Below are 19431 nucleotides of genomic sequence, written 5' to 3'. Positions count from 1 at the left end.
CCATGAAATTAGCAATAATAAATGGAAACCTTGCAACTTTTAAAGGGTACACACACACGCCCCAAAAGGGAGAAAATTTTGGAGATCTAGGATTGGTAGAAAATGGTACTATTTTAATAGAAGGTGGAATAATTAAAGATATTGGTTTAACAAGCCAAATTGTGGTACCTTCAGAGTATGAAATATTTGATGCCCAAGGGAGACTTGTAACACCAGGCATTATTGATTCCCATACACACTTAGTACATTATGGGAGTAGGGAAAGAGAGTATAACTGGAGGATTCAAGGCAAACCCTATATGGATATCCTAAAAGAGGGGGGAGGAATACTAAATTCAGTAAGTCAGACTGCAAATGCCACTGAAGAGCAACTTTTCTCCCAAAGTAAAAAGAGTTTAGATACTATGTTAAGTATGGGTGTAACCACTGTAGAAAGTAAGAGTGGTTACGGGTTGACTTTAGATACTGAGTTAAAACAACTTAAAGTAAGTAACCAGCTTAATGATCAACACTGTGTTGACGTCTTTTCTACTTTTTTAGGTGCACATGCTATACCAGAAAAATACAAGTCGAATCCTGATAAATTTGTTGATGAGATAATAGATATGCTCCCGGAAGTTAAGCCATTTGCTGAATTTTGCGATGTATTCTGTGAAGAGGGTGTATTTACTGTAGAACAGACTGAAAGAATATTCTTAGAGGCTAAAAAACATGGATTTAAGTTAAAAATCCATGCCGATGAAATAGTGCCAACCAAAGGAGCTCAATTGGCGGCTAAACTGGGCTGTATTTCCGCAGATCATTTATTGGCAATAGATGAAGAGGGTATGCTTGAAATGGCAAAGGCCAATACTATTGCAGTCCTACTACCAGGAACTAGCTTTAACCTAATGTCTAAAAGATATGCTCCTGCCCAGGAAATGATTAAAAAAGGTGTGCCAATTGCTCTTTCCACAGATTACAACCCTGGAAGCTGTCCCACTGAAAACCCTCAGCTGATAATGACCCTAGCTTGCCTCAACATGAAATTAACCCCTGCTCAAGCTTTAGCTGCATTTACCATAAATGGTGCCCATAGCCTTAACCTTGCAGGAGATAGAGGTAGTCTGGAAATTGGCAAGCTAGCGGATATTGTAATATTTGACTGTACAAATGTTGACTATATACCGTATCACTTCGGTATAAACCATGTAACAGATGTGTTTAAAAGAGGAAAAAAAGTAGTATAAAAAAACTGTGTTAATTTTTGCACAATATAGGACTTTGCCAATAGTTTGGCGAATGTAATAAAGTATAACTATTTTAGGGAGGGTTTACATGAAGACTGATATCGAAATTGCACAAAGTGCTAAGATGGAACCAATCATGGACATTGCTAAAAAGATTGGTCTAGAACCTGAAGAAGTTGAACTTTACGGTAATTACAAAGCTAAGGTTTCTTTAAAAGTATGGGACAGACTTAAAGAAAAACCCGATGGAAAGCTTATATTAGTTACAGCAATAAATCCAACACCTGCAGGTGAAGGTAAGTCAACTACTACAGTAGGTCTAGGTCAAGGGTTACAAAAGATCAACAAGAAAACCATAATAGCCCTAAGAGAGCCGTCCTTAGGACCCTGTATGGGGGTTAAAGGTGGCGCAGCAGGTGGGGGATACTCACAAGTTGTCCCAATGGAAGATATTAACCTTCATTTTACTGGCGATTTACATGCTATAACCACGGCACACAACTTGCTAGCTGCAATGCTTGATAATCATATTCATCAAGGAAACGACCTAAATATTGACCCTAGGAGAATTATATTTAAAAGGGTTATGGACTTAAATGAGAGAGCTTTAAGGAATATCGTTGTGGGACTAGGAGGAAGGGCGCAAGGGGTTCCTCGAGAAGATGGATTTGATATAACTGTTGCTTCAGAGGTTATGGCTATCTTGTGTCTAGCAAACGACTTAATGGACCTTAAAGAAAGACTAGGTAAAATCATAGTTGGGTACGACTATGATAAGAAACCTATAACTGCTAAAGATCTAAAAGCTAATGGTGCAATGGCTTTACTACTTAAAGATGCAATTAAGCCAAACCTAGTACAAACCCTTGAAAATGTCCCTGCATTTATACACGGTGGCCCTTTTGCAAATATCGCCCATGGCTGTAACAGTGTTAGTGCAACAAAGTTAGGGCTAAAACTAGCTGACTATACAATAACTGAAGCTGGTTTCGGTGCTGACCTAGGCGCAGAAAAATTCTTTGATATTAAGTGTAGATTCGCAAAACTTAAACCCGACGCTGTAGTGATCGTGGCAACGGTAAGGGCCCTTAAGATGCATGGTGGAGTTAAGAAAGATAATCTATCAGAAGAAAACGTAGATGCTTTGGCTAAAGGTTTTGAGAATCTAGAAAAGCATATAGAGAATGTCAAAAAATACAATGTACCATTGATAGTAGCAATAAACAACTTCCCAACTGATACACAAAAGGAAGTTAAGTATATTCAAGAGCGCTGTGAAGAGATGGGTGTAGAAGTATCACAATCGGAAGTTTGGGCTAAAGGTGGCGACGGAGGTACTGACTTAGCAGAAAAACTAGTTAATCTTGTGGAAAATAAACAAAGTAATTTCAAAGTTTTATATGACGAAAATCTTTCAATTAAAGAAAAGGTCACTATAATTGCAAAGGAAGTTTATGGTGCTAAGGGTGTTAACTTTGATAAGAAAGCTGAATCTAACATCAAGCAGTTAGAAAAACTAGGGCTTGATAAAATGCCAATTTGTATGGCGAAAACTCAATATTCCCTATCTGATGACCCAACATTACTAGGTCGTCCAGAAGGTTTTGAGGTGACAGTTAGGGAAATCAAGGTTTCCGCAGGTGCTGGTTTCTTAGTTGCCTTAACAGGGGATGTAATGACCATGCCTGGACTACCTAAAGTCCCTGCTTCTACTAGAATGGATATTGACGAAAAAGGTGTTATAACAGGATTATTTTAGAAATACAAAAAGACAGAAGTCAAGCTTCTGTCTTTTTGTGCATTTAATTCAGGATATTGTAGGTAGCCTAATTTTGTTTAGAACATATGAGGGATTACCAAACTAAATAATATGGTTAATAAGGTGGGTGTCAGTATATTTCTAGTCCGTTGAAAGCTATAAGAAGTAATTAAAGTTATTGCAAAGTATCCCATCATGGTAAGTAGCCAGTTTGTGCTATTAAAAGAACCAAGGTAATTTATTAGTGGTAATACCATTATTAAAAAACTTGATAAAAATAATCCCAGCCATTTTCCTACAACAAGCTCTAAGGTTGTTTGAATAAATCCCCGCAGGATTATTTGACCTAAAAAAACAATTATTAAAACCTTAACCAGGGAGGTACTGTCATAAGTACTTGTAGGAAAAATCTCAAAAGTGGCCGTTATAAACCATAAATAAAAAATTACTATGGAGACCATAATAGACTTAATTACTTTTTCTTTTTTTATACCTAAGTAATCCATTGAAACTTTCGCTGTAATCATACAATAAATCAGATAACAAACGGGCAGTAAATAAAGAATAATCAGTATTACGCTTTCTAAATAATAAGTGATAGATAGCCATTTAATTAAATACACATAACCCAAGAATCCTACCATATGTAGGGTTGTTGACAAGGAATCTAAATGACCAGTTTTTATAGGAGACTTATTGTCTATATCTGTGGTTAAAAAAGCAATCAGCCCTAAAAAGGCCAAAGATAAAAGCAAATTATAGATAACCATAGCTAAACTAGAATTTTTAGGGGGATAAATTCGATGCCCTATGGGATGACTAAAGGAATAACCAACTGTCTCCGAAGTTAAGGTTACAATACTGTCTTCTTTATAGTTTATATAGCCAAACTGTGCTGAGTTAATTTTTAGAAGAACTGTTCTTGGTTTAGGAGGAATAATTTTTTCTACTCCTAAAATATTACCCCTAAAAAAAAGATCAGAAGCAGAATCGAACCTTTCTTTCAAATAATCTATTGGATAGTTAATTTCCTCTTGAATAAAAATTGTATCTTTTTTAAGACGATCAAAATCTTCATGATGTATAGGAATTATAACTTCTGAGATTGTATCTTCCATGGGGAAAGTTAAATCTGAGTTTAACTTAAAAGAGTCTGAAGTATCTAGTTTCATTCTTCCTTCGGCTATAATTAAGACAGACGATATACGATCATTTTGATAGCCAGGAACTACATACCCACCTTGAGGAAAATCTAGTGTTAGAAAATCATAGTTTATAACCCAACTATCGAATTTGTAAGTTTCTTTTATATCATAAGGTGTAGACATATCCCCCAAATGACTGCTATAAAATATCGAAAGAAACAGGGCTGATATCCCAAACAAAAAAGCAAAGATTAATCCTAGGAAAGTTCTTCCTACGGGATTTTTATATATACTTATTAAAATATTACTCATTAGTCAACCTCCATTTTAAGTGCTTATTATTTATTTAATAATTCTATACGCTAACACATTTTCCCTGCTTAGCACATTAAATTGACAATATTTATGCAACGGTATAAAATTATTGTATTATAAAATAACTGAAGGAGTGTTTTAATTGACAGTCAGAGACTTTACTGCAATTCAAGCTCAAATAAAAAAGTTAAAAGAAGAGAAAAATGCTATAATATTGGCCCACTATTACCAAAGACCAGAAATTCAAGATGTTGCAGACTTTGTAGGAGATTCATTCGGACTAAGTCAACAAGCAGCAGAAACAGACGCGGAAGTAATTGTTTTTTGTGGAGTACATTTTATGGCAGAAAGTGCAGCTATTTTATCTCCTGACAAAAAAGTTCTTTTACCAGAGCCCAAGGCTGGCTGTCCAATGGCAGATATGGCTGATGCAGAGGGATTAAAAGAGCTAAAGAAGAAATATCCTAATGCGGCAGTGGTTGGGTATGTGAACACCACAGCGGAAGTAAAGGCAGAATGTGACATATGCTGTACCTCGGCTAACGTCTTAAATGTTGTAAACTCCTTACCTAATAAAGAAATAATCTATGTTCCTGATAAAAACATGGCTGATTACTTATCAAAGATAACTGATAAAACAATTATACCGTGGGCGGGCTACTGCTACACCCATGACAGATTATTACAAGAAGAAGTATTAAAAGCTAAAGAAGAACATCCAGAAAGTCTAATAGTTGTACATCCAGAGTGCCCTAAAGAAGTGGTAGAAGTTGCTGACGAAGTAACAGGTACCAGTGGAATGTTCAAATACATAGAACAATCTGATGCCAAAAAATATATTATTGGGACTGAAAGTGGCTTAAAACATGCTTTGCAAAAAAAATTTCCAGAAAAGGAATTTATTTTTCCGAGCAAAAACTTAGTATGTGCTAATATGAAAGCAAACACCCTTGATAAGATATTAGAATCATTACAAACTTTAGAGCCTGTTATTACAGTAGATGAAGAAGTTAGGGTAAAGGCTAGAAAAGCGCTTGATAGAATGCTTGAGGTTAAATAAATACCTTCCAAAGCGGGGAGGATGTGCCAAGAGATGCCAAGATATTTAATTAATACTAAAGATGCAGAAATTCAAGTGGAAACTACAGACGTTATTATAATAGGAGCAGGGTTAGCAGGATTGTATACAGCCCTAAGGCTTAACAAAAATTTAAGTGTGACCATTATTGCCAAAGAATCTATTTCAGACAGTAATACTGAGCAAGCTCAAGGGGGAATAGCCGCTGCAATATGCAAGGATGATTCCACTGAACTGCATAAAAAGGACACATTAAGCGCAGGCCACGGGCTATGTGATGAAAAAATTGTTGAGCAAGTGGTGGAAAAAGGGCCAGAGGCTATAGAGGCTCTGTTGGAATTTGGTGTTCCCTTTGATACTAAAGAGGGAGAACTAGCTTTAACCCAAGAAGGAGCTCATAGCTGTAGAAGGGTGCTACATGCCAGTGGAGATGGCACAGGTCGGGTAATACGAGAAAGCCTTACAGCTAGGGTCTTAGAGCTAGAAAACGTAAGGGTTTTAGAAGATACTTTCGCCATAGATATATATACCCAAGATAATATATCAAGGGGTGTTCTTACAAAGGTGGGACATAGATATAAACTAATATTAGCTAAATACGTGGTATTAGCTTCTGGTGGAGCAGGCCAACTTTATAAAAATACTACTAACCCTGAAGTGGCCACAGGGGATGGCATAGCTATGGCATACAGAGCCGGAGTAAATATAAGGGATCTAGAATTCATCCAGTTCCACCCTACAGCTCTAGCAATAGATGGAGCTCCCCGCTTTCTAATATCTGAAGCTGTTCGTGGTGAAGGTGCTATATTATTAAACAATAGCAAAGAAAGGTTTATGGAAAAATACCATGAACTTTTAGAGTTAGCTCCTAGGGATATAGTATCAAGGGCCATGGCTGAAGAGATGGAAAGAGAAGTTAGTGAGTATTTATTTTTAGATTTATCTCATCTAACAGAAGAGAAGGTATCGAAAAGATTTCCTACTATATATAAGACTTGTCACCAATACGGTATTAAGATTCCTACACAACCAATACCCGTTGCTCCTGCGGCTCACTATATAATGGGGGGGATAACGGTGGATATAGAAGGAAAAACGAATGTACAAAGGCTTTTAGCATGTGGAGAGGTAACAAGTAGTGGTCTACACGGTGCCAATAGGCTTGCCAGTAACTCCTTACTAGAAGCTCTTGTTTTTGGTGGAAATATAGCAGATGTTATTAATAAAAATATAAATGAGGTCGAGATTTCAAGTAAGTTTAGCATCTCGGAAACATTTAACTTTAATGGTGAAACTAAGCCTAGGGAGATAAAGAAAAAGATAAGTAAACTTCTCTGGACTTACGCGGGGCTAAAAAGAAGTAAAGAAGGTTTACAAATCTTAATTTCTAAGCTTGAGGAACTAATGGAAAAGATTAATGTCCCTACAGAGATAGAAGACTTTGAAGCTATTAACATGTTACAAATAGGTATACTCCTAGCAAAAGGTGCCCTTATAAGGGAAGAGAGCAGGGGGGGGCACTATAGATCAGATTTCCCCCAAACATTTAAAAAATGGAAAAAAAATATAAACTTTAATATTTGCAAAGAACCTTGGTATACTGATATATAGGAGGGATGCAGATGAACCGCTTGCTTATGGAAAAAGCCCTTAGGGACTTTTTAATAGAGGATTTAGGTACTGGTGACATGAGTACTTTTATGATAGATGAGAACTTAAACACACAAGCAGTTATCCATTCAAAGGCAAATGGAGTGGTTTGTGGTTTAGAAATCGCGAAGATGGTTTTTGAGATTCTTGATAAGGACATGATATTTTCAAGTAAGGTTACTGAAGGTACATATGTGACTAAAGGTACTACTATTGCCACTGTTGAAGGAAAAGCCAAGATAATTCTACAAGGGGAACGCTTAGCCTTAAATCTTTTGCAAAGGTTATGTGCAGTTGCAACAATGGCTGATACCTATCAGAAAAAAGTAGAAAAATATGGAGTATATGTAACTGATACAAGGAAAACTACACCTGGGCTTCGTATTTTCGAAAAATACGCTGTGCAGATAGGTGGTGGAAGAAACCATCGCTTTGGCTTGTATGATGCTGTCATGCTAAAGGATAACCACATAAAGATTGCTGGCTCTATTACAAAAGCTATTTCAGATTTAAAATCCCAAATACCCCATACCATGAAAATAGAAGTTGAAGTGGAGAACCTAGAACAAGTTAAAGAAGCATTGGAAAATAGAGCAGATATAATTATGCTTGACAATATGTCCATAGAAGACATGAAGGAAGCAGTTAAAATTATAGACAAAAAAGCTCTAGTTGAAGCATCGGGAGGTATAACCCTTGAGACAATTGAGGAAGTTGCTAAAACAGGTGTAGATTATATATCAGTTGGAGCACTAACCCACTCCTACAAATCTATGGATATAAGCCTAGATATGTTTCAAAAAAAGGGATAAAGGGGGAGAAACATGCTATTAGCATTAGATGTAGGAAATACTAACATAGTTGTAGGAGTTTTTGATGGCGAATCCCTAATATACAACTGGCGTATTGCCACTTTAAGAAACAGAACGTCAGATGAGTATGGTATAGTCATTAAGAACTTATTTGTACATAATAACTTGGGAGACTTGAAAATAGAAGGAATTATTATTTCTTCTGTGGTACCACCTGTGATGCCAGCGTTATCGAAAATGGCAAAACAGTATTTTGATATAGAACCAATAATTATAGGGCCAGGAATTAGAACCCAACTTTCAATAAAGACAGAAAACCCGAGGGAAGTTGGTGCAGATAGAATTGTCAACGCTGTGGCAACTCTGCATAAGTATGGGGCACCAGCCATAGTTGTAGACTATGGTACTGCAACAACTTTCTGTGTTATAAACAGAAAGGGTGAATATCTAGGAGGCTGCATAACTCCAGGAATAGGCATCTCTACTGAGGCCTTATTTGAAAGGGCCGCTAAGCTTCCAAGGATTGAGTTAATAAAACCTGCCAGCATTGTAGGTAAGAATACAATTTCAAGCATGCAAAGTGGAATTATATATGGATATTTAGGACAATTGGAAGGTTTGATAAAGAAAATATCAGAGGAAACCCAAGAAAGCTATAAAGTCGTTGTTACTGGTGGTTTAGCACCTTTAATAGCAGCTGAAAGCACCTTAGTTGACCATGTTGACCCATACTTAACTTTAGATGGGCTCAGGATTCTTTATCAAAAAAACAAGAAAGAGGATTAAAAATGGAAGACAGTAGATTGAAGTTAAGGTTGTATTTTAAGACAGTACTAATAATGCTTATTCCTGCATTTTTATTAATGTTTATAGGCTATTTATTGTTACCTAAAACAGAGCCTTATTATAATAATATAAGTGCTGAAGAAGCTAAAGTATTAATAGATCAATATTCTAACCAACTTCTGATAATAGATGTTAGAACACCAGAAGAATACGCTCAGGGTCATATACCTAATGCTGTACTTATACCCCTAGATGAGCTCGAAGATAGGCTAAATGAAGTAAGTAATCTTGCCCGAAATAAAGACTATATATTAGTGGTGTGTAGATCGGGTAGTAGAAGTGTTACAGCAAGCGAAATAATAGCCAAAGCTAAGCACCCTAATGTTATGAATTTAGAAGAAGGAATGCTAGGGTGGAAGTATGATGTGGAAACAATAGACTAGACACAATAAAGCGCCTCCTAGGCGCTCAGACTGATGACAAAGTCATTTTTTGGTGAATGTCGCATATTAAACACTGTACAAAATTCTGCGCCGAGCCTTAAGGCTTCTATCTAAACAAGGGGACCGCTCCAATTCACCGTCCATGGTTGTAGGGGGTGGTCTTGTACCACCCTGACTTCCAAGAAGCTCTAGACGGTTTTGATTGTCAGGTCCCCACAAGGGGACCCCCTACCAGTCTCCTCGAACTAATTGTACTGCTTTTTAATATGCACATCTTGGGTCAATGACTTTGTCTGAGATTTGTCTACAAGCTGAAGCGCCTCCTAGGCGCTTTTATTGTGTCAATGTAGAATGTGCTTTCATAAGGGTTTTTAAGTAACATAAAGAAATATATAAAAGTTTGACACAATGCTAAAAAAGTATTATTATAAAAGCAAATTAGTGTATTATAACATTGGTACACTGGGAGGTAATTTTATGGATTTTTTTATAAGTACAAACTCTGGTCTTCCAATATACCTACAAATTGTAAATCAAGTAAAAGGAAGTGTAGCGGGAGGATTATTAAACCCTGGAGAAAAACTCCCGTCCGTAAGAGATCTAGCTATAACTCTTGCAATAAACCCCAATACTGTCTCTAAAGCATATTCAACATTGGAGATAGAAGGGATTATTGAAATAAGAAAGGGTATGGGAACTTTCATTTCAGAAGGATCAGAACTAAACGACAAAGATAAAAAAGAAAAAATATTGCCTAAGGTTAAAGAATTGATAGTTGAGGCATATCATTTACAAATTGATAACAACACTCTACTTGAAATCATAAACCAATGTCTTAAGATAGAGGGGGATAATCATGACTCATAAAATCATTGAAATTAAAGATCTGATAAAAGAGTTTCCTAATGGACGAAGAGCAATAGACGGTTTAAATCTATCTGTAAATAAAGGTGAGATTTTTGGACTTATAGGTCCAAATGGGGCAGGTAAAACTACAACTATAAAAATCCTTTTAGGATTAATGGAGCCTACCAAAGGGGAAGCACTTATATTTAACCAAAAGATACCCACAAATAGACAAAAACTACTACAAAAAATAGGTTATGTATCTGAGTCATCAACGTTGTATCCTAACATGACTGTTGAAGAGATATTAAAATTTACCCAAGGTTTCTATCCCCAATGGGATAAAAGTCTAGAAGAAAGGTACTTAGAGATGTTTTCCCTTAGAAAGAAAGATAGAGTTAAAAATCTGTCTAAGGGAATGAAAAATCAATTGAGTTTGATAGCAGCACTTTCATATAAACCAGACCTACTAATACTTGATGAGCCTACCAGTGGGCTTGACCCCATATGGCGACAAGACTTTCTACAAGCTATAATTGGCGAGATAGCAAACTGGGGTAACACAGTATTTTTCTCGTCCCATATACTTAGTGAAGTGGAGAGAATAGCAGATACAGTAGCAATTATAAAATCCGGTAAAATTGCCTTACAAAGGCAAATGGATGACATTAAGTTAAATGAAAAAGTAATACGAGTAGTTTTTCAAAGGGAAATAAACGAAGAGAAACTGTTATTCAAAGGTGTTAGGGAAATATCTAGACAGGGCAAAGGCTATATTATAAAGGTCGCAGAAAATTTTGATGAGGTTTATAGAGCCATTACTGAAATACCACACTTTACTGTGGAGATACTAGAGCGTAACCTCGAAGACATATTTATGGAATATGCAAAAAAAGAGGTGAAAAAGGATGTATAAAAACTTAGTATTAAAAGAGATTGCAGAACATAAGTGGAAACTAATTATAGGAACGATTATATTAATTATATTAGGGGTGACCATACCCATAACATTTGATTATATGCATGATATATTACCCCATCTAGAAGAACTTCCTTTGGCTATAGGAACTGGTATAGCTAAGGAGATAAACCTATATCTTTCAGATTATGATATTTATGTTTGGGCACAGTGGAATGGTAAGAACCTTACGCAAATCGGTACTATCATATCCTTGTTACTTGGTGCAACTGCTATTGCATCAGAGGTGAGTAGAGGTACAATTGCATATTTGTTAACAAAGCCTACCAGTAAGACTAAGATACTGACAACGAAGATTATAGTATCAGTTAGCTTTATTTTTATATTTACACTGATTTCTACTTTAGCAATGCTCATAGCTTCAATCTTAGCTAATAAAGGATACTTTGGAAGCATAGTTTTTTTAGGTATTGTTCCGGTGTTTGTAGGCATGATAGCCAGTTATTTTATAGCATTATTTTTTTCAATTTTATGTGATGATTCTATTAAAGCCTTTGCATATAGTGCAGGATTGTTAATACTTAACTCAGTATTTGGCTTTTTCTCATCAACCCAAAAGCTTAGCCTTTCATATCATGCTAAAGGAATTGATTATGTTATAAATGGGAATCTACCCATTTTAAGTATTATTATTTTGGCTATTGTTTCGATAATCTTTGGCTTTTTAAGTTATAAAAAATTCATAAAAAAAGAATACTAAGGAGGGTTTACTATGTTATTAGCCACATCTCATTTAAGAACTGATTATGAAGTACTTGGAATGGTACAGGGTTCAAGGGTTAAGGCTGTGCATCTAGGGAAAGACATTGTTGCGGGCCTGAGAAGGTTAGTAGGGGGTAACGTAACGGAATATGCCAAAATGATAAGTGAAGCAAGGGATACGGCAGTTGAAGATATGATAAAGGAAGCGGAGAAAATGGGAGCTAATGCTATTATAGGAATCAGATATTCCTCTTCGTCAATAGGGCAAGGAATTGCTGAAATAATTGTTTATGGTACTGCTGTAAAGATATAAAGGAAAAAGAATTTTTCAATTAAAGTATAATTATCAAAATAATCCACCAAGTTGTATAAATATATAGTATAATGTTTATATAATAATTAAGGGGTGGTTTAGATGCTGATTATTAGATTCTTAACATTACTCATAGTTGTGTTAACAATAGTCTTAAGTTCTGAGATGAAAATTAAAAGAAGTTACGGGGTGGCCTGTACAGGATCTACAATACAGCAAGCTCTGAAGTCCGTAAGATTTCAAAATGATTTCCCCCTTATACTATTAATAAACTCTGTATTAGTATTACTGATACTAATATATAAAATCTAGGATAGGAGTGATATGAATGGCTGAAAAGGAAAAAGTTATAAAATTAAGGGTATGGGCTGTACTAGGTGCAAGTAATAATCCTCAAAAATTTGGTTATAAAATAACAAAAGCTTTGAATGAAGCAGGTAAAACGGTTAATCCCATAAACCCTAAGGAAGAAACAATTTTAGGTTTAAAATCCTATTCGGATATAACACAGCTACCACAAACTCCAGAAGTTATTGATTTTGTAGTACCTAAAGAGGTAGGGAAATCCATTATAGACACTGGAAATATTCCTAAGGAAACTATTCTATGGTTTCAACCAGGGAGCTTTGATGATGAATTAGTTCAATATGCCCAATCCAAGGGTTATGATGTTGTATCAGATGGTTGTGTATTAGTAGAGTTGAGAAATTTAATCTAATAAAAACAGCTTCAACACAGAAAATACTGTGTTGAAGCTGTTTTTTATTTACTTAGCTTTCCTAAAGTCTTCGCACACGAAAAAAATTCTAGCCCAGGAAGGAAAATTGGGTTGTTAAGTAGAATTAGTTAAAAAAAGAAGACTAAATTATCCCGGGGGTACTAACAGTGAAAAAAGATGGAATTATTCTGACTCTCTTTATATCAGTACTTTTTATTATGCTCCTAAATATTGAAAGGGTGTATTTACTAGACAATATAGAATTAATATTGTACGCAATGGTGATAGCATTTATATGTGACTTCCTGAAAGGGTACTTGCCTAGTTTATATAAACCATCGATAGTTTTCGGGGCTCTTATGTTGAGTAATTTGGCTTTATACCACATTGGCTTAGGGGCTAGTCTTGCATTTTTGTGTTACTTAATACCCATAGTACTAGGCATCCTAGCTTACGGCTCAAAAGGTGGGATTATTACTTATTTTATTTGTACTTTATCTTATGCCTTTATTCTAAACACACAAATTGAAAAAAGTTTATTTATAGAGAATATATTTATACTGGGCCTGTCTACTTTAGGATTTTGCTATTTTGCTATTAAGAAAGCCGAAATAAGTTTTGAAAACGAAAAGTGGCTAGAAAAACTTCATGCAAAAATCAATGAACTATCATTGCTAAGGGAAATTACCAACTCCATGCAAACAACTACAGAGCTAAAGAAAATTAATAAAATTGTACTCACTGCTATTACAGCAGGCTATGGCCTTGGATTCAATCGGGCGGCGATATTTTTAGTTGAAGGTAACCTAGTTAAAGGTAAAACAGCAATAGGGCCACCTTCCAGAAAAGAAGCCTATAAAATTTGGGGTAAGCTTGTCAGAAATCAAGCAACATTAAAAGAAGTAATTGAAGTGGAAGATGACATAGATGAAACCCTTAGTGACTATGTTCGCAAGGTGAAATTGGATTTGTATGCAAATGAAAAAAACCCTATAATTAAGTGTATTAAAACGAAAACCCCTTTAAACATTAAAAATGCAAACAAGGAAGTCCTAGGGAAGGAGCTTTCACGCCTAGCCTTTGAAAACTATGCTGTTGTGCCTCTGATCTCTAAAAATCAATCAATAGGCGTTATCTTGGTAGATAATAGATTTAATGAAAAGATAATAACAGAAGAAGATGTTGACTCACTTGTGACCTTTGCAAATCAGTCTGCCCTTGCAATAGAAAATATAAAGCTATATGAACAGGTTTCACAATTGGCGATTACTGATGGACTTACATCTACTTATAATCACAGATACTTTAAGGAACAATTAAGAACTTACATAAATAAAAATCAAAAATTTTCTCTTTTAGTTATAGATATAGATGATTTTAAGCTATTTAATGAAGAATATGGGCACACATGCGGTGATAATGTATTGACAGAAGTCGGCAAAAGCCTAAAAGAAGTGATAGGAACAAAGGGTATAGTGTGTAGATATGGCGGAGACGAGTTCACAGTCCTCTTACCTAACCAATGCAGAGAATCTTCAAAACAGATTGCTTTAAATATCCAAAAGAGTATAAAAGGGGTTTCACTGGGATTTAAAGGTATTGTAAAGCGTCCCCTAACCCTGAGTATAGGTTTGGCTTTATATCCGGATGATTCAGTGGATGAAGAAAACTTATTTAAAATGGCTGATGGGAAGTTGAAAATTTCTAAGGTATTAGGTAAAGACACTGTAAGTTAAGGAGGACAGGGAGTTATGATAACAGCAAGCTTAGCCTTTATAGCTTTTTTATTCATTACATTTCATATCTCAGTATTTAAAGGAGAGAAAAAAATAGAGAAAAGCTTGTTGCCTGATGACTCTGACTTCACCATAAGCACCATGCCTTTTTCGACTGAAAGAATAGTTTATTACACCAGTGTTCCTAACTCGGCAATCACAGAAAATGGAAATTTTATCAAAGACATAACAGTGGAGTCAGTAACTAAAGATGGGTTTGATGCAATACCCATGGCTATTCAAGTCTATCTAGGGCAAGGTGGAAATAAAAAATTAGTTGCAGAGCTACTTCAACATAGGTTTGACATACCTTGTCTTGATAGTTTGCTAGGAGAAAACAAGGTTACTAAAAAACAGCATGAATATATTAGGAAATATAAGTTTGGCCATCACTCTACTAAGGAAATGTTGAAAGAAGAGGTAATAAAGAAACTAAAGGGCCAAAATTTGAATTTATTAGCTTAATAATTAGGTATAATAAAGTCATAGATAAACTATGACTTATTTTTTTGGAGGAAGGATAAAGATGAACCTAAAAGAAATTTTAAAACAAAACCCATTGGTACTAGCTCCTATGGCTGGAGTTACTGACAAAACCTTTAGGGGAATTGTCAAAGACCATAACTGCGGGCTTCTTTATACAGAGATGATAAGTACAAAAGGGCTTATATATGGAAGTGACAGAACAGAAGATATGATCGATATAGATATGAGTCAGCATCCAATATCTGTTCAGCTATTTGGAAATGACCCATCAGAATTTGAAAAAGTTGTAGAATTTACACAGAAAAAGGGTGCAGACTTCATAGATATAAACATGGGTTGTCCTGCATTGAAAATTGTTAAGAACTGGGAAGGTGCAGCTTTAATGAAAGACTTCAAGAAAGCTGAGTCCATCATGAGAGCAGTAGTAAGGAATTCATCTATTCCAGTTACAGTAAAAATAAGAAAAGGATGGGATGAAGAAAACATTGTTGCAACTGAATTTGCACAGATGGCAGAAGCCACTGGAGTACAAGGGATTGCCATTCATGGCAGAACTAGAGAACAATTTTATAGCGGGAAAGCAGACTGGGATATCATTAAGTTAATTAAAAGTACAATAAAAATTCCCGTGATAGGTAATGGAGATTTATTCGAACCAGAAGATGTGAAAGAGATGCTGGACTATACAAAATGTGATGGTGTTATGATAGGGAGAGGAGCAATGGGAAACCCCTGGCTATTTAGTAGAAGCTACAATCTACTAAAATTCAAGGAAATCATTGAGCCTCCCACGGGGAGAGAAAGAATAAAAGCAGCCATTGACCACTTATATGCTCACGTAGAGTACAAGGGCGAATATCAGGGAATTAGACAAATGAGAAAACATATTGCCTGGTATTTAAAAGGGCTACCAAATGCAGCGAATATTAGGGATCTAATAAATACCCTTGAAACAGTTGCAGAGATTAATAAGACACTAACCCAATATAGCGAAAATATATAATAGTGGCTCCTGGCCACTATTATATATTTTTTGTAATATTAAGTTGTTAAAAATAATATTTTTAAATATAATAAATGTATACAATTTTGTGCACAATAAAGGAGGTAGGAATCAATGGAATTTTATAAAATAAATGATAAAACAGTAAGTAAAGATAAAATAATGCATCATATAGATAAAATACTAACTATGCGGTCCTTAGGAAGTTCCCAAGCTGAAGTAGCAAATTGTTTTAATATTGATCGTACCTTCATTTCTAGGATAGAAACTTTAGGAGAAATCAGAAAAGGAAAGAAAGTGGCTCTTATTGGTTTCCCCATTGCCAATATAGAGGAAGTGGAAAAACTATCAAAAAGTTACGGTGTAAACTACACATTGCTTCTTAGTGAAAAACAAAGATATGAATTTTTAACAGTTAAACACGGGTTGGAACTCTTCAATAACCTAATAGATATCGTGGCAGAAATCAGGACATATGATACTGTGATACTTATTGGCTCAGATATGAGAATAAATCTTTTAGAATCTCTACTAGATGGTGAAATAATTGGTATAGAAATAGGTGAATCTCCAATAAAAGAAGATGTAGTGGTTGATCTAGAAAAACTAGAGGAGATAATGAAAAACCTAAAATAGGAGGCGGTATATTGAAAAGGGTTGTTAGTATAAGCTTAGGGTCCAGTGAAAGAAACCATAAAGTAAATACCGTTATGGGTTCTGAAGAATTTGAGATAGAGAGAATCGGTACAGATGGAAGTATAAGCTCCATGATTGATACTATAAAAGAATTAGATGGTAAAGTAGATGCTTTTGGTCTTGGAGGGATAGACTTATATTTATTCGCAGGAGAAAAACGCTATACACTCCATGACGCTAAAAAAATTGTTGCTAACGCTAAATTAACACCGATAGTAGATGGTTCTGGTCTAAAGAACACTCTAGAGAGAAGAACTTTGGAGTACCTTAATGATCAGGGATGGGACTTTTCAGATAAAAAAGTTTTAATGGTCTGTGCTATGGATAGGTTTGGTATGGCCCAAACATTTGAAAAGTTTAAAGCCAATATGGTATATGGAGATTTAGTATTTACCCTAGGTATTCCTGTTAAAATACGTTCTCTTAAGACTCTATATAAAATTGCAAAAATAGTAATGCCTGTTATAAAGTATTTGCCTTTTAAATTGTTCTACCCAACTGGCAATAAACAGGAGACACAGATCAAAAAACATAAGGAGCTATTCAAATGGGCTGATATAATAGCAGGTGACTATCATTATATTAAAAGATTTATGCCAGAAGACTTGAGTAATAAAATTATAATTACCAACACAGTTACAAGTAAAGATATAGAAGTACTTAAGTCAAAGAATGCTGGTTATTTAGTCACTAGTACCCCTGAACTAAACGGAAGATCTTTTGGAACTAATGTCATGGAAGCTGTTCTTGTGGCAATGTCTGGTGAAAAAGAATTATCTGTGAAACAGTATGAAGATTTGTTGCATAAGGTTAACTTTTTGCCAAGGATAGTAAAATTGGATCAAGAAGATAGAAGGAGGGATTTGCTTCATGGATAAAGACTTTGCCTTTATAATACATCCCATTAGTCTTCAAGATATGTATAGGAAATTTCCTGTTTTGCAAAAGGTGCCAAAATCAATGCTTAACGGCTTAATAAAAAATCTTCCAGCCATAAAGGTTTCAGAAATAAATGGAGTTGAATCTGGTTACAATAAAACATCTGGCTATTTCGTTGGATGCACACTAACCAGTGAACAGATGGTCAATCTTCCTGAAAAATTTGTATTAAAGAAAATAATACAGTCAGGTAAACTTGCACAAAAGCTAGGGGCAAAAATTGTAGGTCTAGGGGCAATGACTTCTGTAGTGGGGGACGCAGGTATTACAGTGGCAAAAAATCTATCGATTCCAGTCACAACTGGAAATAGCTACACTGTAGCGTCTGCCCTTGAAGGAACTCAAAAGGCTGCAACAATCATGGGACATGACTTCGAAAATGCAGAAATAACTATTATAGGTGCAACTGGTTCCATAGGAGGTTTGGTATCGAGATCCCTAGCAACCAAAGCTAAAAATATAAACCTTGTGGCCAGAAATGAAGAAAGATTACATAACCTAGCTGAGAAAATTTACTTTGAGACTAAAAACTCAGTAAGGATATCAGATGATTTTAAAAAGACTTTAAGAAAAAGCGATATTTTGATTTCAGTCTCTGGATCTGTGGATCATCTAATAGAGCCTGATGACTTAAAACCAGGAGCAATAGTTTGTGATGTAGCAAGGCCAAGAGACGTATCTAAACAAGTACAAGAAAAGAGAGACGATGTGTTAGTGATAGAAGGAGGAGTTATAGAGGTTCCTGGAGATGTAAACTTTAACTTTAACTTTGGATTTCCTCAAAAAACTGCTTATGCCTGCATGGCTGAAACAATGATTCTCAGTTTAGAAAAAAAATATGAAAACTTTACCCTAGGAAGAGATCTTTCTATAGAACAATTAGACGAAATTAGCTCTCTTGCAGCGAAACATGGTTTTAAATTAGCTGGTTTTAGAAGCTTTGAAAGGGCATTGACTGAAAAGGAAATATTAAAAATAAAAGACAATGCTACACTAAATTCACTTAATTTAGAAAAATGTGCTGTAAGAGTTTGACAAAAAATTGTAAGTCACTTATAATATTTGCAAGCACTTAAAGGGGAATAAATCCCTTTGGTGCTTGTTATTCGTATTAATGGAGACCTCATGGTAATATGTGTTAACCAAATTGTGAATAAATAACCCTAAAAATACATATCATCATGTAACAGATACTTATTTTAACTTAAAGGAGAGACAAAGATGAGTAATAACAAAGAAGTTATTTTAACACCTACAGGTTTAAAAAAGCTCGAAGACGAATTAGAGTATTTAAAATCAACAAAAAGAAGAGAAGTAGCTGAAAGAATTAAGATTGCCATTAGTTACGGCGACATAAGTGAAAACTCTGAGTACGAAGATGCTAAAAATGAACAGGCCTTTGTAGAAGGCCGGATTTTAACCCTAGAAAAAATGCTTAGAAACGCTACAGTAATTGATGAAGGCGAAATCGATAAAGGCGTCGTTAATATAGGATGCACTGTTGTCCTAAAAGACTTAGAGTATGATGAAGAACTACAGTATTCAATAGTTGGATCTGCTGAATCCAATCCAAACGATAGTAAAATCTCAAATGAGTCCCCTGTTGGCAAAGCAATATTAGGAAAACCTATTGGTAGTGAGGTAGAAGTAATAGTGCCTGCAGGAACAATAAAATATAGGATTATGTCTATAGAATAAAAGCAATACTTGAAAACAGAACAAAAGATAAAGGAATAAATTAAAAAAATTATAAAATA

At 35.2% G+C, this 19431-nt stretch carries 21 protein-coding genes; 20 read left to right on the top strand and 1 reads right to left on the bottom strand.

Going from position 1 to position 19431, the window contains the following annotated elements:
• The first annotated feature begins 2 nt into the window (after positions 1 to 2).
• Together hutI and HYG86_RS08710 are read left to right on the top strand one after the other, a co-directional pair.
• The gene (gene hutI / locus HYG86_RS08715; RefSeq protein WP_213168896.1) at positions 3 to 1229 is read left to right on the top strand and encodes an imidazolonepropionase; all 1227 of its coding nucleotides are present in this window, start codon (positions 3 to 5) and stop codon (positions 1227 to 1229) included.
• 88 nt (positions 1230 to 1317) lie between these two features.
• The gene (locus HYG86_RS08710; RefSeq protein ID WP_213168894.1) at positions 1318 to 2988 is read left to right on the top strand and encodes a formate--tetrahydrofolate ligase; all 1671 of its coding nucleotides are present in this window, start codon (positions 1318 to 1320) and stop codon (positions 2986 to 2988) included.
• Between the two features lie 77 nt (positions 2989 to 3065).
• Here the strand turns inward: HYG86_RS08710 and HYG86_RS08705 are convergent, their stop codons facing one another.
• Positions 3066 to 4445 (bottom strand): CPBP family glutamic-type intramembrane protease, encoded by a 1380-nt coding sequence (locus HYG86_RS08705; protein WP_213168892.1) that lies wholly within the window; start codon positions 4443 to 4445, stop codon positions 3066 to 3068.
• Between the two features lie 145 nt (positions 4446 to 4590).
• On the opposite strand from HYG86_RS08705, the gene nadA reads away from it, so the two are divergent.
• The 18 genes from nadA (at position 4591) to greA (ending at position 19372) form a co-directional block, all read left to right on the top strand.
• Positions 4591 to 5508, top strand: coding sequence for a quinolinate synthase NadA (nadA, locus tag HYG86_RS08700; RefSeq protein ID WP_213168890.1), 918 nt, complete (start codon positions 4591 to 4593; stop codon positions 5506 to 5508).
• A gap of 33 nt (positions 5509 to 5541) precedes the next feature.
• Positions 5542 to 7137 carry an L-aspartate oxidase gene (gene nadB / locus HYG86_RS08695; protein WP_246451933.1) on the top strand — a complete coding sequence of 532 codons (1596 nt, stop codon included), beginning with the start codon at positions 5542 to 5544 and terminating at the stop codon, positions 7135 to 7137.
• A gap of 5 nt (positions 7138 to 7142) precedes the next feature.
• Positions 7143 to 7988, top strand: coding sequence for a carboxylating nicotinate-nucleotide diphosphorylase (gene nadC, locus HYG86_RS08690; protein WP_213168886.1), 846 nt, complete (start codon positions 7143 to 7145; stop codon positions 7986 to 7988).
• A 12-nt stretch (positions 7989 to 8000) separates the two neighbouring features.
• Complete coding sequence (locus HYG86_RS08685; protein WP_213168884.1) at positions 8001 to 8774, top strand: type III pantothenate kinase; 774 nt, start codon at positions 8001 to 8003, stop codon at positions 8772 to 8774.
• Positions 8775 to 8776: 2 nt separating this feature from the next.
• On the top strand, positions 8777 to 9217 hold the full coding sequence (locus HYG86_RS08680; protein ID WP_213168882.1) for a rhodanese-like domain-containing protein: 441 nt from the start codon (positions 8777 to 8779) through the stop codon (positions 9215 to 9217).
• Positions 9218 to 9694: 477 nt separating this feature from the next.
• Positions 9695 to 10084: a GntR family transcriptional regulator gene (locus HYG86_RS08675; RefSeq protein WP_213168880.1), complete on the top strand. Its 390-nt coding sequence runs from the start codon at positions 9695 to 9697 to the stop codon at positions 10082 to 10084.
• The gene (locus tag HYG86_RS08670) at positions 10074 to 10979 is read left to right on the top strand and encodes an ABC transporter ATP-binding protein (protein WP_213168879.1); all 906 of its coding nucleotides are present in this window, start codon (positions 10074 to 10076) and stop codon (positions 10977 to 10979) included. Before HYG86_RS08675 ends, HYG86_RS08670 begins: the two co-directional genes overlap by 11 nt.
• On the top strand, positions 10972 to 11742 hold the full coding sequence (locus HYG86_RS08665; RefSeq protein ID WP_213168877.1) for an ABC transporter permease: 771 nt from the start codon (positions 10972 to 10974) through the stop codon (positions 11740 to 11742). The genes HYG86_RS08670 and HYG86_RS08665 overlap by 8 nt, the downstream gene beginning before the upstream one ends.
• A gap of 12 nt (positions 11743 to 11754) precedes the next feature.
• Positions 11755 to 12057: a YbjQ family protein gene (locus tag HYG86_RS08660; RefSeq protein ID WP_213168875.1), complete on the top strand. Its 303-nt coding sequence runs from the start codon at positions 11755 to 11757 to the stop codon at positions 12055 to 12057.
• Between the two features lie 102 nt (positions 12058 to 12159).
• Positions 12160 to 12369, top strand: a complete 210-nt coding sequence (locus HYG86_RS08655; RefSeq protein ID WP_213168873.1) for a hypothetical protein — start codon at positions 12160 to 12162, stop codon at positions 12367 to 12369.
• 16 nt (positions 12370 to 12385) lie between these two features.
• Positions 12386 to 12775 (top strand): CoA-binding protein, encoded by a 390-nt coding sequence (locus HYG86_RS08650; RefSeq protein WP_213168872.1) that lies wholly within the window; start codon positions 12386 to 12388, stop codon positions 12773 to 12775.
• 167 nt (positions 12776 to 12942) lie between these two features.
• Complete coding sequence (locus HYG86_RS08645; RefSeq protein ID WP_213168870.1) at positions 12943 to 14511, top strand: sensor domain-containing diguanylate cyclase; 1569 nt, start codon at positions 12943 to 12945, stop codon at positions 14509 to 14511.
• A 15-nt stretch (positions 14512 to 14526) separates the two neighbouring features.
• Positions 14527 to 15015 carry a hypothetical protein gene (locus HYG86_RS08640; RefSeq protein WP_213168868.1) on the top strand — a complete coding sequence of 163 codons (489 nt, stop codon included), beginning with the start codon at positions 14527 to 14529 and terminating at the stop codon, positions 15013 to 15015.
• Positions 15016 to 15076: 61 nt separating this feature from the next.
• On the top strand, positions 15077 to 16039 hold the full coding sequence (dusB, locus tag HYG86_RS08635; protein ID WP_213168866.1) for a tRNA dihydrouridine synthase DusB: 963 nt from the start codon (positions 15077 to 15079) through the stop codon (positions 16037 to 16039).
• A 114-nt stretch (positions 16040 to 16153) separates the two neighbouring features.
• Positions 16154 to 16675: a transcriptional regulator gene (locus HYG86_RS08630; protein WP_213168864.1), complete on the top strand. Its 522-nt coding sequence runs from the start codon at positions 16154 to 16156 to the stop codon at positions 16673 to 16675.
• A gap of 11 nt (positions 16676 to 16686) precedes the next feature.
• Entirely contained in the window at positions 16687 to 17613 is a 927-nt protein-coding gene (locus HYG86_RS08625) for a quinate 5-dehydrogenase (protein ID WP_213168863.1), read from the top strand.
• Positions 17606 to 18709: a shikimate dehydrogenase gene (locus HYG86_RS08620; protein WP_213168861.1), complete on the top strand. Its 1104-nt coding sequence runs from the start codon at positions 17606 to 17608 to the stop codon at positions 18707 to 18709. The genes HYG86_RS08625 and HYG86_RS08620 overlap by 8 nt, the downstream gene beginning before the upstream one ends.
• A 186-nt stretch (positions 18710 to 18895) precedes the next feature.
• Positions 18896 to 19372 carry a transcription elongation factor GreA gene (greA, locus tag HYG86_RS08615; protein WP_213168859.1) on the top strand — a complete coding sequence of 159 codons (477 nt, stop codon included), beginning with the start codon at positions 18896 to 18898 and terminating at the stop codon, positions 19370 to 19372.
• Positions 19373 to 19431 lie beyond the last annotated feature (59 nt).

Origin of the sequence: Alkalicella caledoniensis (assembly GCF_014467015.1) — a bacterium.
GTDB lineage: Bacteria > Bacillota > Proteinivoracia > Proteinivoracales > Proteinivoracaceae > Alkalicella > Alkalicella caledoniensis.
This window is presented reverse-complemented; position numbering and strand designations above follow the sequence as displayed.